This window comes from Marivirga sericea, from assembly GCF_900177665.1.
GTDB lineage: Bacteria > Bacteroidota > Bacteroidia > Cytophagales > Cyclobacteriaceae > Marivirga > Marivirga sericea.
On record NZ_FXAW01000006.1, the window covers coordinates 122,297 to 137,704 of the forward strand.

Consider the following 15,408-nt stretch of genomic DNA (forward strand, 5'->3'; position numbering starts at 1 on the left):
ATGTGCGAACAAATCTTATTTTAACCAAAGAAGATGCAAGTAAAAAAAGCACGTGAAGTAAAAAAAAGCCATGTTTCATTAACTGGACTTTTCTATAGTCAAAAAAATCTACGACAAATTAGCTTTGAGTCGTCCTTAGAAGCAGACTATGCTGAGCTACTAGAGTTTGATTCTGATGTAGAATCTTTTCTTGAACAGCCCACAAAACTACTGTTAAGTTCTTCAAAATATTTCCCAGATTTCTTAGTTAAATATTCCAAGAAAGCTAAAATAGAGAATGGTTTTGTTGATAAGTATGTAGAGATAAAATATACATATGAGCTCGAAAAGAAAAAAGATTATTATGAAAACAGGTTTCAAGAAGTAAGGGAAGTTGTAAGTAGTTTGAATATGAACTTTGAGATTGTAACCGAAAAAACTATCAGGAATAATTATCTTAATAATGTAAAGATATTAAATGGTTATAAATATCAACCAGTTGATGAGGTACTCAAAGGTATGGTTGTCGATCAAATTGAAAGATTAGGATATACAACGGCTGAGGAAGTGGTTAGAGGCATTGGTGGTGGTCTTTATGAAAGGGCCCACTCTATTTTCATAATTTGGCACCTGCTAGCAAATGATTTTCTTTATGCAGACTTAAATGAGCCAATCTCGATTGTAACTGAAATTAGTATTAATAAACCTTAAACTGCTTATGGCAAGTATTAGTATTGAAGTAAATTCTTTGATATGCTTCAACAATGAAAACTATTTAGTTAAAAGAATTTCAGACTTAGATTCAATTATTGGAGAAAGAACCTCTGATTTAAAAAAAATAAGAATTCCTATAAATGAAATTAAGAGTCCGATTATCGAGGGAGATATTGATACGAGTCCTACAGCAGCATACTCTGAGGAAGAATGGGAAATGGCTAGAAGGAGGTTTGAAATAATTGAACCATTCTTGCAACTAACAAACAGGGCGTCACAAATCAATGAATCTTCAGAAGAACACGGCATTCACCCTTCGACAATTTATAGATGGTTAGAAAGATATGAGTCATCAGGATTAATTTCTTCCTTAGTTCCTTATCAGAAGGATGGAGGAAGGGGAAAAGGGAGAATATCAGAAAAGCTTGAACCCCTTATTCAAGATATTATTGAGAACCAGTATTTAAGAAGTCAAAGGATTAACATTAGTCAAGCTTATATTGAATTACAGCTGGCATGTAGAAATGAGAATTTAGAAGCTCCTCATATCAATACTTTCAGAAAGCGAGTAAAAGCAATTTCTCTAGAGATTAGAACTAAGAATCGCGATGGTAAGAAAAATGCTCAAGAAAAATTTGAACCAATTAGAGGTTTATATAATAAAGCTACCTATCCATTATCAATTGTTCAAATTGACCATACACTGTTAGATATTATATTAGTTGATAATGAGACAAGACGGCCAATAGGACGACCATGGATAACTGTAGCTATAGATGTATATAGTAGAATGATAACCGGGTTTTATGTTTCTTATGATCCTCCCAGTTCAATGAGTGTTGGTTTATGTCTCTCACATTCTATTCTACCAAAAGAAAAGTATCTGCTTAATTTAGGGATTGAAGGCGAATGGCCTTGTTGGGGCATAATGAATACTGTCCATGCAGATAATGCCAAGGAATTTAAGGGAAGAGTTTTAAAAAGAGCTTGTGAGGAGTATAAAATTAATATTCAATGGAGACCAATAGGCACTCCACATTGGGGAGGCCATATAGAGAGGCTTATTGGGTCTCTGAATGGTGTTCTTCATACGCTACCTGGTACAACCTTTTCGAAGAAAGAATATAGAGAAAACTATAATTCTGAAGACAAAGCAACTTTATCGCTTATTGAATTAGAAAAATATCTGAGTATGTATATAGTGGATATTTACCATAAAAAAGTTCACAGTGGGTTGAAAGTTTCTCCTATGTTTAAATATACAGAAGGGCTACTTGGAAGTGGCTCATTTGGAGGATATGGATTACCAGCAAAGGTCTCTGATGAGGATAAATTAAAGAAAGATTTTATGCCATTCTTTGAAAGAACTGTTCAAAGGTATGGAGTTAAAATTGATCAGATATATTATTATCATGATATTTTGAGACGTTGGGTGAATTCTAACGATCCTAAAATACCTTCACAAAAAAGAAAGTTTATATTTTGTAGAGACCCGAGAGATATTTCAATTATTTATTTTCTAGATCCTGAAACCAGGAATTATTATTCGATTCCTTGTAGAGATATCACTAGGCCATCAGTAAATATTTGGGAGTTTAGGGATGCAATTAAACATTTGAAAGACCAAGGAGCAAAATCAATTGATGAGGATAAAATTTTTGATGCATATGAAAGACTTAACAATCTAAAAGAAGAGTCAAAGATTAAAACTAAACATAAGAAAAGAAGAACAAAAGAAGGTAGAACAAATGTCCATGAATCAATAAAGAAGATTCAAAGTGAGAATCTTGATACAATTGATGAGCTTGATATTAAACCTTTTGACGACATAGATTATGGATCATATTAAAAGGGACCTAATACCACTACTTAATAAAAGTAAGCAAGAAAGAATAAGCTTTATTCTAAATGATCTATGGATAGGCTATCCTAGAGCTCATGAAATACTCAATAAGCTTAATTTCTTGCTACGACATCCAAGAATAAATAGAATGCCTAGTATGTTATTGGTTGGAGAAACTAATAATGGTAAAACGGTTTTACTCAAAAAATTTATAAATGAAAATAAACCATTTCTTGATGAGGATGAAGAAAGATTAACAGCGCCAGTACTCTATATACAAGCTCCACCAGCTCCTGATGAAAAGCGATTTTATAATTCTATATTGGATGCTACTTTTACTCCTTATAGGCTTAATGATAAACTTGATAAACGTCATCAACAAGTAATCAAAGTATTGAAGCAATTGGATGTTAAGGTTCTAATAATAGACGAAATACAACACATTTTAGGAGGAACTATAAGTAAGAGAGTCTCATTTTTGAATGTGATAAAGTATATGTCAAACGAATTGAGGATATCGATTATTGGAGCTGGGATTCATGAAGCATTTAATGCTATTAGTACAGATCCTCAACTTATTAATAGATTTGACCAACAAGTGTTGCCAAGATGGTCATATGATTCAGATTTTTTGAGATTACTTGCAAGCTATGAAACTTTACTACCTCTTAGAAAATCATCACACTTAGTTAAAGATAGTACCTTAAATAAAAAGATTTTTAATTTGAGTGAGGGTATTATTGGAGAGGTGTCTTCTATTATAAAAAAGGCTGCAACATACGCAATAGAAAATGACATAGAATGTATAAATAATGAAGTTATTAAATTAATTAAATTTGCGCCTCCCTCGTCCAGAAGACATAATTCAGCCTATATTAACTCATAGTGATTTCTTTGATTTATTGCCTTGCTTTACCAAACCAAAGGAAAATGAGTTGTTCACATGTTGGGTGTATCGTATGGCCCACAGTCATGATTTAAAGGTTCAAACCTTTTTCAAAGTTCTTTTTGGCAATTACAATATATGGAATAGGGATATTGATCGACTTGTACCGGATGAGATCATTCACTTTTTATCAAAAAGAAATAATATTGATTATCAAAAGGGCTTAGCGACCACCTTAAAATATTATGAAGGAAAATTATTCCCAAAGCTTAATTTTTACGGTAATTCCAAGTGGATTATGCCTTACGGTATTTACCATCGAAAACGTTTTAAATATGGGATGCAGTTTTGTCCTACTTGTCTAAATAAGGATGATACACCATATGTAAGAGTATATTGGAGGCTTTCATTATTAACCTTCTGTGGTAATTGCCTTAAATACTTACTAAACAAATGTCCTAAATGTAATTCTCCGTTTGTTTTCTTCAGACAAGATGTTGGGTACAAGAATATTTTAGAGAAAAGTAGTATTTATAATTGCTTTAATTGCGGAATAGATTTAAGGAACTTTAGTGGAGAGGATGTCAATCCAAGAACTTTAGAGTTACAATCTTCATTATTTTTAGAGGTCACCAAAATTACTAGTAATTCTGCCTATAGTAAAATAGGGTTTTTTGAGGTCTTACATCAATTCCTTGCAGTGCTTTCTAGCCGATACTTTAGATGTGTTCCTGTGCAGAAATTTATGGACAAGAAATTTAATGTGGCATATGAACCAAGAGAGGGAGGGATTAAGAATTCCTTTGACTTTCAAACAACTGAAATAAGAGAATTAAGACTAAATCAGGCGATCTGGTTATTATCTAATTGGCCACTAAATTTTCTCTTTGTTAACAAGCAGATTGGAAATTATAGGAGTCATTGGATAAAGGATATGCATAATCCACCTAGTTGGTTTATGAAGGTTTTTGATTAAGTGGTTTTGCTCAACAATTCTAATCCGGCTTTTTTTATCCTTTTATATCTATTTTTAGAATGTTTACATATAATATAGTTGAATTGAAGGTTGTCCAAGGTTGCTTTATTCTTTCGCCACTTACCCTCTATAGTAGGCACTATTTTAATTAAACTCAATAATTGGTTATCGTCAATAAATTCAGAGTTTTTTGAAAAGACTAATGTGGTAAAATGTTCTGCTGACTTTTCTCTAATTCTAGGTTCTATTTCTAATATATAAAATATCTTCCCATTACTTTCAGCTTCAATTATGATAACTCCCCTTCTTCCAGACCAATTATTTCTGTTTACTTTAGTAAAGCACGCAAAGTGTTTAGCCTTTTTATCTAAACCATATAATGGAATAGTATTTAATATTTTATAATATTCTCTGTTAAGTACTTCGTCAGCTTCTTGATGAACAACTCTATTTGAAATTTTGAAATCATTTTCGAGTAGCTGCATTGATTCAAAGAATAGCTTTAAGTTATTAATAATTTCTCTTTCTATATTGTCATCTTTATTCTCATTATCTACGTTTGCTGCTGCAGGTCCGTCTGGATTTGATCCTTCTTTGCTTGTTGTTGTAATATCCTTCTTTTTTTCTTCTTTTATCAAAGTCTCAACCTTATACTTTTGTTTCTCTTTTGACATTCTCTCGCCTGAAGGGATGCCTAAGATTGAATCATTGAATGAAAGCTCTTCAAAGGGGAAACTATCATCATGATCTGAAGTTGGATTCTTATTGTTACCAGGCTCATCTGGATTCCTTTTATAATTCTTACGTTTTTCTAGATTCTCATCATCCTTATTAGCTCCTTGTTCACCACTTATTAGTGAAGCAAAATTTAAGAAATCATAGGAAAACTTAATAGAGAGTTGACTTAAATCGTAAGCTAATAATCCCCAAGTATCATTTATCTGTACTTTTTTCCCGTATAAGGCAAATGACTTCACGTTTGCAGGTATATATGCAGATATTGGATAAAATTCTTTATTAGTCTTAAAGTATTCATCTCTTAGCCTATTTTGACAATGCTTGAACATTGTTTCTACATTAGGATTTGAGAGTATATTTGCAATTACGTGAAAATCATATGGCTTATAATTCTCTATTGTAATTAATGAAACTTCCTTTTGGCCATTATCAAAGATTTCTTCTTGATAATCAAATACTATATCGGGATTAAATGAAAAGGAAGGGTTAAATTGGTATTCTACCATCCTTGGTGTTGAAAAAAACAGGGCTTTCAATAATGATAAAGGTGGAATCAATAAAAAACTAGGTTTAAACTTATCAGTTTCATCCTTTTTAATATAATCGAAGTTATCTTCCTTTACATAAATGAATTTAGTATCGTATAATTGACTTCTAAAAAGTTTTGTGTTTTCAGAATCACCATTTTTGCTTTCCAGAAAATCTATAAATGGCCATGAATTAGCCTCAATGATATCTCGTAGTCTGATTGATCTATTATAATTTCCATGAAATTTAAATTTATAAGTGTGATCTTTATATTGCATTGTCCTTTCAACAGCAACACCATTATTAAATATCATTCCAATATGAAGTCTCAATAATTCTTGGATTGGAAATTGAATTACAGCATCATATCCCACTATATTTTGAGAATTAAAAAGGTTTGACTTATAAAATGGAGCATTATTAAAATCATACTCGTCTTTTAATTTTCTTAAGTAAATAAGTACCTTTTGATTATTTGGTTTGGTGATTCCTGCTAATGAGGATATATACCATAAGCCTTTAAGATTGCGGATTTCTTGATAGATCATTAAAATTGGGGATGTGAATGATCAGGGCCATTCAATCTTAATTTGTTTACTAATTTATATAATAAAACATTAAAGTATATAAAATTTGATTTCGCAACAACTTATATCATATTTGAGAATAAAAGAATTTGAAAAAAATGGATATTTTAAAGTTTAGAGGCCTCTCAATCTCGAAAGAGCAATTCGAAGAAAAGTATAGCTTAGTTTTAAGTGATATTGAATGGAAGGTCGTTGTCTCCAATGCTATGGCTAGCTGGGAAAATGATATAGATCAAATAAGGCATTTGGCAACTAAATATGTAAGGGATTCTATGAAGGAGGCCGGCTATTCTCTTTCACTGGAGGATGGAGAGCTTAAGTTTAAAAAATAAAAAAACCATTGATGCCCCTTAACTTAGCTTAAATAAATATAATATTCACTCTTTTCTAAGACTTTCACTTATCGCCTTTATATAACCTTCTGGTTTTAAGTCTAAAGCTGCTGCTAACTTAAAAATTGTAACTAAAGTTGGTTGTTTATGTCCATTTTCCAATCTAGAAATATGAGTGGGGTGAGAATCTATCAAGTCTGCTAGTGCCTCTTGGGATAAGTTAAGTCTCTCCCTATATTCTTTTAGTAATTTACCATAAGCTGTAATTATTTCCTTATCCTCCATTAGCTCTAGCAAGCTAATTCCTTGAAGAAAAACCAACCATAGCCTAAAGGGCAAGATGTAAAATAAATTATTTATATTCCGATGAATTTAAATTTGAGCGATGAGTAAGAAACCACTAAGCCATTATTTGGAAAGCCAATTAGGGCCAGAAAACAAAGAAAGAAATAGGACTTTAAATGTACCAGAGTCCTTACATTCATTTTTTAAGAAAGCATCTTCTAATTATGATATCGGAATTTCAACATTAATATATAATGTTCTAACAGACTGGAAAAATGAATATGAAAATGATATAATAGATGATATGCTAATAAAATTTCGCAAGAACGGCCTATAAATAAAGTCTTATGCAATTACTATTTGAAAGCTCTTAAGTTAAATTAATCGAAGATTGGTTAGTCTATAAGTCATAGCAATATTACTAACTTTATATTCTTTAGCTAATTCTTCAATTTGTTCCTCACCAATCTCTTTTGATTCAAAGCTAAGTATGTTCTTTTCCAAAAGAAATTTTGGCATCAATAAAGAAGCTGCAAAAGCATTCGCTTCTACCTCGTGAATACCTTTTGCATTACCTCTTGTGAATGTTATCTTTTCATCAATGAAGGTTGATTTTAATTTTCTATGTAAAATGTAATGTCCCAACTCATGAGCAATCGTAAATCTTTCCCTTTGAGGACCTTGGGCAATGTCAATACCAATTACACTGTGATTATCACCTTTTAATACTAAAACTCCAGATAAGTCATTGCCAAGGGATTTTCTTATTATATTAATTCCGAGTCTGTTTGCAATTTCAGTCACATCGATAGATGGTTTTTCCTGTTTAGTAAGCTTTAAGAGCTTAGCAGACTCTATATCAATCTTATCAAAATTAATCATGGTCAATAAAATTATGAATTCAATTCTTCCAAGAATTTAGCTACATGAGGTTTGTTAGCTTTAATTCTTTTTTCCGCTTTTATTTGTTCTAACAAGTCAAATGGGAAAATGTCTTCCATTTTGGCGTTAAAAGTTAATAAAATATTAAATATTAAATGGATGGTAGGCTTTTGTCTACCCTTTTCAATATTTGTTATTGAGACTCTACTGAGATCTAGCTTAGAACCAAAGTCTTCCTGACTTAGTTTCTTAGAATTTCTAAATCTTCTAAGATTGTTGCCGAACTCAATGTATACCTGATCGAATGATGTTGTCATTAGATTACAAATATAATAAAAAAAAGTATGTTGGCAATACTTATCATATAAATAAATTATAAAATATTTTTAGTAACATTTGCAAACATATAGATAAATTTTCTATCTTTACATGTATGTAAATAAAAAAGCCAGATTTCTCTGGCCTTGATTTGATGTCAAAGGGCCTAAGACAGCCATTTTTGACTCATTTATTTGTTATTTTGCGATTCAAATATAATGAAAAATCTCATCTTGGCAAGCATTCTGCCTTTAAACTTTAAAATATAGAGCCGTCTTTTTATTGAAAAAATCAAATTCATAATTGGTTGAGTACATCCAAATCAAATGTACTATTTAATAAATATTGATTTTAAAAATAAAAATTATGGCTTTAGAAAAAAAGCAAATAAGATTACGCTTAGTAGTCGAAGGAGAGTGGTTTGATTGGGACCAACAATTTATTACTGGTCAAGAAATTAAGGATTTAGCTGGTATAAATACAAATAAACCGATTTATCTATCTTTAAAGGATCCTTGGGATGATGAACTTATTGAGAATGATTTAAAAGTTGATTTAGCACGTGAAGGAATAGAGTTCTTTTATGTTAAGAATCCTTTAAAATTTAAAATAGGAAATGATCAGTACGATTGGAATAGTCAGTATATAACTGGATTGCAATTAAGGCAAGTTGGTAGATTAACTGATGATCAGGACATATTCTTAAAGATAAAAGGTGGTTTTGAGGATGAATTGGTTGAAAATAATACCAAGATAGATTTAGCTAGGCCTGGGATAGAAAATTTTGTTCTAAGTAATAGGAATTATATTTTAATTATCTCTGGCAAGGAGAGAGAGTGGACAAAAGCTGAGATTTCCTTTAAGGAGGTTATTGAGCTTCGTTTTGGGGAATGTATTGATGATGGCAAAAGGTCATATTCAGTTACTTACTCAAGAGGACCAAAAGAAAATATTTCTGGTTCTATGATTTCAGGGGATAAAGTTTTTGTTAAAAATAAAATGATATTTAATGTCACTCCTACAGATAAATCATAATCCAGATTTAAAACAATTACGGAATGATGGTTATGAAATAACCATAAAAGGTGGACACTTATGTGTTCACCATATTCCTTATGTAAGTCCTAGCGGTATGATCTTATATGGAATGATGATTTCAAAGTTAGACCTTATTTCTAACTTAAAGATTGGAAAACCTAATACACACGTAGCATACTTTTCAGGAGAAGCGCCATGTGATGGGAAGGGTTCTATCCTAAATAAGATAGTTATTGGTTCACAAAAACAAGTTTTTGATGGGATTGAAGTCAATCATACGTTGTCAAGTAAACCTGGTCCGCAAGGGTATCTTAATCAATATGAGAAGGTAGTTGCTTACGTTCGTTTAATAGAAGCTCAAGCGCAATCAATCGATCCTAAAGTTACTGCTAGAACATTTAAGGTTATGATAGACGATGGTTCCGAGGATCAACATTTTATGTATCCTGATACTAATTCTAGTAGAGCAAACATAGAGGAGTTAAATGATAAGTTCACCAATCAAAACATTGCAATAATAGGTTTAGGTGGTACCGGTTCATATGTTCTGGATGCTGTTTCTAAAACTAGAGTAAATAGTATTGGAATTTTTGATGGAGATCAAATGAAGGTGCACAATGCTTTTAGAAGCCCAGGTGCTTATTCGATTGATGACTTGAACATGTTCGAGAAGAAAGTAAACATCCTGTATAAAACTTATTCTAATATTTCTAAAGTTATTCAACCTTACCCAGAATTTATTAGTGAGGATAACATTAATAAGCTTGATAGATACTCTTTTGTATTTGTCTGTGTTGATGATGCTGACAGTAGAAAATTAATTTCAACCTACCTTATTGACAAAGGCATTCCTTTTATTGATGTTGGTATGGGTGTTTTAAAGGTAAATAATCAATTGATAGGTATGGTTCGGACAACATTAGTAACCAGAGAGTATCATGACCATACAAAAGATAGATTGCCTCTAACCCAAGTTGATAATAATGATTATAATGATAATATCCAGATTTGTGAATTAAATATGCTTAATGCTGCGAAAGCAGTAATTAAGTGGAAAAAGTTTTCTTTATTTTTTCAAGATTTATTATTAGAACATCATAGTGTTTATTCAATTAACGATTCTATGCTACATAATGATGAGGTATCAACATAAATTCGTTTCACTTATTCCAGAGGACTTAGAAGAATCAGTACTATATGTTTCTACAGAATATGCAACAGTTAGTCATCTTTGTGCCTGTGGATGTAAGGAAGAGGTTGTGACACCTTTAAGTAAAGAAGATTGGTATCTGATTTTTGATGGTGTATCTATTACCTTAAAGCCTTCGATTGGAAATTGGGATTTTGATTGTCGGTCACATTATTGGATTATCAATAATAAGGTGGTTTGGTGTCCGCCAGAGGAACCTTTATTTAAGAATTCGAAAAAGAGCAACACTAGGAAATGGTGGGATTTTTTCTCGTTTTTTACCTCATTAAAGGTATAATAACTTTCTCTTAGTTGGCTTTGCTTTTCTAAGGTTTTTGAATAGCCGTTGGTATAAATTGCCAACGGTTATTTTTTAAAGAAGAATTTATGCAATAAAGTCATCAATTTATCTAACTGTTGTTTTGTCTGTATGCGGATTGTATGAAATTGTCCCTATTCGAGGCTGTACAATTCTTGTTAATTCTTTGTTTGATTCTAATCCTTGATTTCTCATAAAACAGAATACTCGTATATTTAATTCTTCAGTTGTGAAGAAATCCAACAAAAGTTTTGCAGTAGAGTAACTAGTTCTACCTAGAGTTAATATATCATCAACAATTGTAATGTTAGTAACTCCTCTTGGAATAATACCTGATACGGTCATACTTTTAATATGAGCTTTTGGAAAAACTCTATCCTTAGAATTAGCAAAATGAGAGCTTCTAGAAACTGAAGTCTGCCTTTTTACTAGGGGAGCTACTGAATGACCTAGATTAGCTTTTACTAAACTATCACACAAAATCTGAGTATTCCATAAGGAATTTGCTCTATATTTTCTGCTACTTGGAACAGGAATTAATAATGTATCTTCATTTAAGAAATCTTTAAAGTAAGTAAGGTATTTATCTTCCGTTAATACGTCTATTATTTTTTTAATATTATTTCTCTCTCCATTTTTTATGGAATCTTTAATTGTAACACTAGTTTTTGCTTTCTTGGTTGACCCTTTAGCAGAATAATTTAAAAGGGAGCCAAATCTAAAAGGCAAATTCCTTCCTTCTGGTGAGAGCTTGTACATTTTCTAAGTGTGTATTAAAATTATACCTATTTAAAATTTCAGCACCATAACTTATCATCTCAGTGGTCCAAGTTACCTTTGGATCATTAGTAATGTTCTCTAAAATAAATAATGATCTACCTAGCCTTAATGCTTCCCATCCTTGATGTTTAGTCCCGCTTTTCTCTGATGCCTCAACAATAATTGTTGCATCGCTTATAAGTGCCATAGTCTTATTCCTCTGAGGAAAATTTTTACCTTGAATAGGTATTCCTGGTCTAAATTGGCTAATTGCTAAATGATTCCTTTTTATCTCATCAAGAAGTTCCTTATTCTCAGCAGGGTAAACTTTGTCTAGAGGAGAACCTACAACAGCAATTGTTTTCCCTTTGTATTCAATTGCTGTTTTATGTGCCATTGTATCAACACCTTTTGCTAATCCACTAACAATAATAAAGTCTAGTTCCACTAGCATTTTAACTAATGATTTAGTTCGGGCAAGACCTTCTGGAGAAACATTTCTAGAACCAACAACAGAGACTCTTCTTCCTTCAATTAATAGACTTTCATCCCCATCTATAAATAGCTCTTTAGGTGCATTTTTTGCCTCAATTTCAGTTAATTCACCCTTTAATTCTTCTAAGTTTATTTTTCTCATACAGTAATAAATCATATTTGTCGAAAGACAATGATTGACAAAAATACCAGTAATTAAAATACATATAAATAAGCGAAAGGAAAAACTTTTTTAAAAATGAATTAAGCTGAATTCATTATGTAACAAAAAAATAAGAAAAATTAGTGTTGCCAATTAAAAAATTCCTAGATTAAGAATATTCAACTGATACTTCCTCGTCTTCGCTGATATCCTCATTACTACCACTTACATTCATAGGACTCACTGTAAAATTCCAATTGTACTCCATATCACATTTATCGCAAACAATTACATCCTCAAAATTGATGGCATCACTTTCTTTACTACTTGACATATTTGGAGAAGGGATTTCAATTTCATTAGAAGTTATATTATTTCCGCAATTAATACATGTATAACTTAATGTCATTGAATTTTGATGTCCAAATCCGTTTTGAAAAAAATAGCCCATAATTAATATAATTTTATATTTAGTATATAATTAACGCTAACAAGTGTTATTAGTTCTTAAGATTAGAAAATTGTAAGTTTGTATGTTTATAATAAAGAGAATTAAATTATTCTTTATTAATCAGAAATATTGCAAATTGCGGGATTTCTAGGTTTTTGGAGTTTAATATTTATTAGACCGTTCGGAGAAATGATTTTACAATCAGGACTAATATACTCGATGTGAATATGATTTTGCATATATCTTAAATGAGGATATAATTCTTTTACCATGTTTGTCATAGTTCCTATTTTCTGACCATAGTATACAAAATCTCCCTGTTTCACTTCTGGAAAGACATAAAAGTGCCTTGAAATATAGCCGAATTCGTTCTGAATAGAGATTATCTTCTGATTATCATATCCATTTTTGACAATTCCTATATCAATTACCTTCCCTGTCATTGTGGAAAAAATAGGTTCACCTGGTGTTGCTAAGAAATCAGTGCCTGAATGCTTTTTATCTAACCTATCAGAAAGAAACATTCCGTGACCGTCATAGTCGTTCCGGACTATGCCAGATAAAGTAGGGGATCCAAAATTGGCAAATCCACCAATATATTTGTTAGTCGTTCCAAAATTCACATTAAATATTGAAGATTTATCTATATTATTAACAATTGAATTATCATGTTTATTTTCATTCAGTTCTTGATCATGTTTATCTTTTTCTTCTATCAATGATAGAAAAAAGTTAATATCATTCAATTTAAACTCATAATTAAAGTATTCATTAATATCAGAAGCAGTTAAATAATAATTTTCGTATTCGTAATTAGGCCTAATTATTTCATTCCCCTGTTTATCAACATAGGACCAACCGGAGCCTTCTTCAAATCTTCCTCCAACATAAAAATTAAAGGTGCAATTATCAGCACCTGATAGATTACAAATTTCTTCTTCAATTTTCTCAAATACTTTACCTATATCTTCACTGAACCTATTATATAATTTATCCACTCTAAAAATATCTTTAGGAAACTTATAGGATGTATGCTCTACAGGGTATTTTACGGTGAAAGAAGTACAATAAGGATTATCCTTAACTTTTATTATTTCTCCCTTTTTACCATCATGAAAAATATAATATTCAATGTCATCCCATGCACATAAATTTGAAATGTCTCTATTGATTACTTTTGCAACTCCATATGTATCATATAAATATGTATCACCATAAAAATGATACTCATTATTGAACTTTTTATATCCACTCTTAATTTTCTTTATTGGGCTGTCAGGATAATAACAAATGATCTCATTCTTAGCTTTATCTATGAAAAAAATATCCGAACCACTTATCGAGTACTGGTGTTCCCCCCCTACGTTTATAATGTATTCTATTGTTCCCTTTGGTTTGTTTCTCACTCCCCTTATTTTGTTATAATTATCAAATAAAGTATTGGGTCTAAAATTTTCATTAAGTGAAATTATTTCCACCTTACTAGGTGAAACATCAAATTCTCTCAAGGGTAATATTTCATCATAAATATAGTTCTTGACACTGTCCTTTAGAATTCCATTCTCGTAATAGGCAATATATTTTACTTGGTTATTGCGAGATATTATATGTTTTCCATGTTTAACTCCATTGATGGAAATTCCTTTATAAGTATCATGTCCTATTTTTAACTCAAAAGCTCCATTTATTTTATTATTATCAAACATTCCTGCTATCCAGGCATTAGATTCAATTAAAAGATCTTTTTTATTATCAAAACTAATTGATGGTTTGTAATTCAGATATAGAATAGCATCCCCATTTATCTTACCTTCTTTGATTAGTCCCTTATACCCATAGACCTTAAACCCTTCATTTGAGAGCAGGCTCATATAAATACTATTTTTGTTTTTTTTTACTCCAATTGAATAGGTTGGATAGTCTTTTTGAAGTTTAATAATTTCATTAAATGGATTTCTTATTTCATAGTTTTTTAAAAAAGTTGTTTCATGAACTGATTTGATTTCGGACTGTTCAACATAGGAATTGAGTGTGGTTGTCCTATAATTTAATCCGTATACATATCTGAAAATAGATGTTTGAGGAAATATTATTCTACCAGGGCTCAAAGTAAATATTCCAAAACCAGAATCGTTAACACGTTTATTAATAGTTGAGATTACATTTATTCTTTCCGAATTAATATAATGTGGTTTAAGAAATATTTCTTTTATTTTACTTAAAATAGCTTTGTATTCAATTTCATTTATTGATTCTTCAAAAGTTGTATAATCATCAGAATTGATAAATATTTCATTAGCAAATTCGGAATCGAGGGTTGAATATTTTGTCCAACTAGGCTTTTTATTAGGTTCGGTTATTAAGGTTTTAGTTGAATCAAAGCTCAATATTCCAAAAGCGAAATCAATGTTTAAAATATTTTTGTAATCCAAACTAGCTAAATAATATATCACTTGTCCATCAGGTCCAAATCCTAATGATTTCACCCCTAAAAAATATTTTCTCTCTAAAAGATAATCGTAAAGGCCGATTTGATTTACTAATGTAATCGGTTCAAAAAAGTACTCTCCTGATTTAATTATTTCCTCCGTAAATCTAGGCTCATTATAAAAGTCGATTTCGTTAAACGGTGTTCCAAATTGGAAAATAGTACTATCAGCTTTAATAGTTGTAGACTTAATTATATTTGGATCGCTTCGAATGATAGCTGTAGAAATATACCACTTATCTCGATATTTAAAGTCTTGATCAAGCTCTCTATCAGAATAACTATAATTTATTTTTATCTTTTTTTCTTGGGCGAAACAGTAACTAGGATCAAGTATTGAAAAACTTAAAAAGAGTATAGTTGTAAAAATTTTTAAAGAAGTAGGAATAATATCTTCTGTCATTAAATTGATATTTATCAATTTAATATACAATTCTTAGAGCAAATTATCATTATATT

17 protein-coding genes are annotated in these 15,408 nt (G+C 30.8%); 9 read left to right on the forward strand and 8 right to left on the reverse strand.

Annotated features, from left to right (window positions below):
* The first annotated feature begins 33 nt into the window (after positions 1-33).
* The 4 genes from B9Y84_RS14235 to B9Y84_RS14250 are packed head-to-tail and all read left to right on the forward strand — an operon-like array spanning position 34 to position 4,398.
* Positions 34-690 (forward strand): TnsA endonuclease N-terminal domain-containing protein, encoded by a 657-nt coding sequence (locus B9Y84_RS14235; RefSeq protein ID WP_085518063.1) that lies wholly within the window; start codon positions 34-36, stop codon positions 688-690.
* A gap of 7 nt (positions 691-697) precedes the next feature.
* Positions 698-2,542 carry a helix-turn-helix domain-containing protein gene (locus B9Y84_RS14240; protein ID WP_085518064.1) on the forward strand — a complete coding sequence of 615 codons (1,845 nt, stop codon included), beginning with the start codon at positions 698-700 and terminating at the stop codon, positions 2,540-2,542.
* Complete coding sequence (locus B9Y84_RS14245) at positions 2,529-3,422, forward strand: TniB family NTP-binding protein (protein ID WP_085518065.1); 894 nt, start codon at positions 2,529-2,531, stop codon at positions 3,420-3,422. Before B9Y84_RS14240 ends, B9Y84_RS14245 begins: the two co-directional genes overlap by 14 nt.
* Entirely contained in the window at positions 3,373-4,398 is a 1,026-nt protein-coding gene (locus tag B9Y84_RS14250) for a TniQ family protein (protein WP_085518066.1), read from the forward strand. The genes B9Y84_RS14245 and B9Y84_RS14250 overlap by 50 nt, the downstream gene beginning before the upstream one ends.
* On the opposite strand, the gene B9Y84_RS14255 is transcribed toward B9Y84_RS14250, so the two are convergent.
* Positions 4,395-5,978 carry a hypothetical protein gene (locus B9Y84_RS14255; protein WP_139828044.1) on the reverse strand — a complete coding sequence of 528 codons (1,584 nt, stop codon included), beginning with the start codon at positions 5,976-5,978 and terminating at the stop codon, positions 4,395-4,397. The genes B9Y84_RS14250 and B9Y84_RS14255 overlap by 4 nt on opposite strands.
* A gap of 371 nt (positions 5,979-6,349) precedes the next feature.
* On the opposite strand from B9Y84_RS14255, the gene B9Y84_RS14260 reads away from it, so the two are divergent.
* Positions 6,350-6,583: a hypothetical protein gene (locus B9Y84_RS14260; protein WP_085518068.1), complete on the forward strand. Its 234-nt coding sequence runs from the start codon at positions 6,350-6,352 to the stop codon at positions 6,581-6,583.
* A gap of 45 nt (positions 6,584-6,628) precedes the next feature.
* Here the strand turns inward: B9Y84_RS14260 and B9Y84_RS14265 are convergent, their stop codons facing one another.
* On the reverse strand, positions 6,629-6,922 hold the full coding sequence (locus B9Y84_RS14265) for a helix-turn-helix transcriptional regulator (RefSeq protein ID WP_139828045.1): 294 nt from the start codon (positions 6,920-6,922) through the stop codon (positions 6,629-6,631).
* Between the two features lie 46 nt (positions 6,923-6,968).
* Between B9Y84_RS14265 and B9Y84_RS14270 the strand changes: the two genes are divergently transcribed.
* The gene (locus B9Y84_RS14270; RefSeq protein WP_085518070.1) at positions 6,969-7,205 is read left to right on the forward strand and encodes a hypothetical protein; all 237 of its coding nucleotides are present in this window, start codon (positions 6,969-6,971) and stop codon (positions 7,203-7,205) included.
* 38 nt (positions 7,206-7,243) lie between these two features.
* Here the strand turns inward: B9Y84_RS14270 and B9Y84_RS14275 are convergent, their stop codons facing one another.
* Together B9Y84_RS14275 and B9Y84_RS14280 are read right to left on the reverse strand one after the other, a co-directional pair.
* Positions 7,244-7,750, reverse strand: a complete 507-nt coding sequence (locus B9Y84_RS14275; RefSeq protein WP_085518071.1) for an ImmA/IrrE family metallo-endopeptidase — start codon at positions 7,748-7,750, stop codon at positions 7,244-7,246.
* Between the two features lie 11 nt (positions 7,751-7,761).
* Entirely contained in the window at positions 7,762-8,067 is a 306-nt protein-coding gene (locus B9Y84_RS14280) for a helix-turn-helix transcriptional regulator (RefSeq protein ID WP_085518072.1), read from the reverse strand.
* Between the two features lie 367 nt (positions 8,068-8,434).
* On the opposite strand from B9Y84_RS14280, the gene B9Y84_RS14285 reads away from it, so the two are divergent.
* Genes B9Y84_RS14285 through B9Y84_RS14295 form a run of 3 tightly spaced genes read left to right on the forward strand, consistent with a single transcriptional unit; the run spans position 8,435 to position 10,593 of the window.
* Complete coding sequence (locus B9Y84_RS14285; RefSeq protein WP_085518073.1) at positions 8,435-9,103, forward strand: multiubiquitin domain-containing protein; 669 nt, start codon at positions 8,435-8,437, stop codon at positions 9,101-9,103.
* Positions 9,078-10,259, forward strand: coding sequence for a ThiF family adenylyltransferase (locus B9Y84_RS14290; RefSeq protein ID WP_085518074.1), 1,182 nt, complete (start codon positions 9,078-9,080; stop codon positions 10,257-10,259). The genes B9Y84_RS14285 and B9Y84_RS14290 overlap by 26 nt, the downstream gene beginning before the upstream one ends.
* Positions 10,240-10,593: a ubiquitination-like system serine protease family protein gene (locus B9Y84_RS14295; protein WP_139828046.1), complete on the forward strand. Its 354-nt coding sequence runs from the start codon at positions 10,240-10,242 to the stop codon at positions 10,591-10,593. Before B9Y84_RS14290 ends, B9Y84_RS14295 begins: the two co-directional genes overlap by 20 nt.
* A 108-nt stretch (positions 10,594-10,701) precedes the next feature.
* Here B9Y84_RS14295 and B9Y84_RS14300 read toward each other — a convergent pair whose 3' ends face one another.
* The 4 genes from B9Y84_RS14300 to B9Y84_RS14315 all read right to left on the reverse strand — a co-directional run bounded on the left by B9Y84_RS14300 (position 10,702) and on the right by B9Y84_RS14315 (position 15,352).
* The gene (locus B9Y84_RS14300; protein WP_139828047.1) at positions 10,702-11,343 is read right to left on the reverse strand and encodes a hypothetical protein; all 642 of its coding nucleotides are present in this window, start codon (positions 11,341-11,343) and stop codon (positions 10,702-10,704) included.
* The gene (locus tag B9Y84_RS14305) at positions 11,333-12,010 is read right to left on the reverse strand and encodes a DNA-processing protein DprA (RefSeq protein ID WP_085518076.1); all 678 of its coding nucleotides are present in this window, start codon (positions 12,008-12,010) and stop codon (positions 11,333-11,335) included. The genes B9Y84_RS14300 and B9Y84_RS14305 overlap by 11 nt, the downstream gene beginning before the upstream one ends.
* A 169-nt stretch (positions 12,011-12,179) precedes the next feature.
* Complete coding sequence (locus B9Y84_RS14310; protein WP_085518077.1) at positions 12,180-12,461, reverse strand: hypothetical protein; 282 nt, start codon at positions 12,459-12,461, stop codon at positions 12,180-12,182.
* 116 nt (positions 12,462-12,577) lie between these two features.
* Positions 12,578-15,352 (reverse strand): M23 family metallopeptidase, encoded by a 2,775-nt coding sequence (locus tag B9Y84_RS14315; RefSeq protein WP_085518078.1) that lies wholly within the window; start codon positions 15,350-15,352, stop codon positions 12,578-12,580.
* Positions 15,353-15,408: the final 56 nt, after the last annotated feature.

Bases quoted from the DNA above. Each gene is read 5' to 3' on its own strand.
- B9Y84_RS14235 (WP_085518063.1), top strand. From the start codon at position 34: ATGCAAGTAAAAAAAGCACGTGAAGTAAAAAAAAGCCATGTTTCATTA.
- B9Y84_RS14240 (WP_085518064.1), top strand. From the start codon at position 698: ATGGCAAGTATTAGTATTGAAGTAAATTCTTTGATATGCTTCAACAAT.
- B9Y84_RS14245 (WP_085518065.1), top strand. From the start codon at position 2,529: ATGGATCATATTAAAAGGGACCTAATACCACTACTTAATAAAAGTAAG.
- B9Y84_RS14255 (WP_139828044.1), bottom strand. From the start codon at position 5,978: ATGATATTTAATAATGGTGTTGCTGTTGAAAGGACAATGCAATATAAA.
- B9Y84_RS14260 (WP_085518068.1), top strand. From the start codon at position 6,350: ATGGATATTTTAAAGTTTAGAGGCCTCTCAATCTCGAAAGAGCAATTC.
- B9Y84_RS14270 (WP_085518070.1), top strand. From the start codon at position 6,969: ATGAGTAAGAAACCACTAAGCCATTATTTGGAAAGCCAATTAGGGCCA.
- B9Y84_RS14275 (WP_085518071.1), bottom strand. From the start codon at position 7,750: ATGATTAATTTTGATAAGATTGATATAGAGTCTGCTAAGCTCTTAAAG.
- B9Y84_RS14280 (WP_085518072.1), bottom strand. From the start codon at position 8,067: ATGACAACATCATTCGATCAGGTATACATTGAGTTCGGCAACAATCTT.
- B9Y84_RS14285 (WP_085518073.1), top strand. From the start codon at position 8,435: ATGGCTTTAGAAAAAAAGCAAATAAGATTACGCTTAGTAGTCGAAGGA.
- B9Y84_RS14290 (WP_085518074.1), top strand. From the start codon at position 9,078: ATGTCACTCCTACAGATAAATCATAATCCAGATTTAAAACAATTACGG.
- B9Y84_RS14295 (WP_139828046.1), top strand. From the start codon at position 10,240: ATGATGAGGTATCAACATAAATTCGTTTCACTTATTCCAGAGGACTTA.
- B9Y84_RS14305 (WP_085518076.1), bottom strand. From the start codon at position 12,010: ATGAGAAAAATAAACTTAGAAGAATTAAAGGGTGAATTAACTGAAATT.
- B9Y84_RS14310 (WP_085518077.1), bottom strand. From the start codon at position 12,461: ATGGGCTATTTTTTTCAAAACGGATTTGGACATCAAAATTCAATGACA.
- B9Y84_RS14315 (WP_085518078.1), bottom strand. From the start codon at position 15,352: ATGACAGAAGATATTATTCCTACTTCTTTAAAAATTTTTACAACTATA.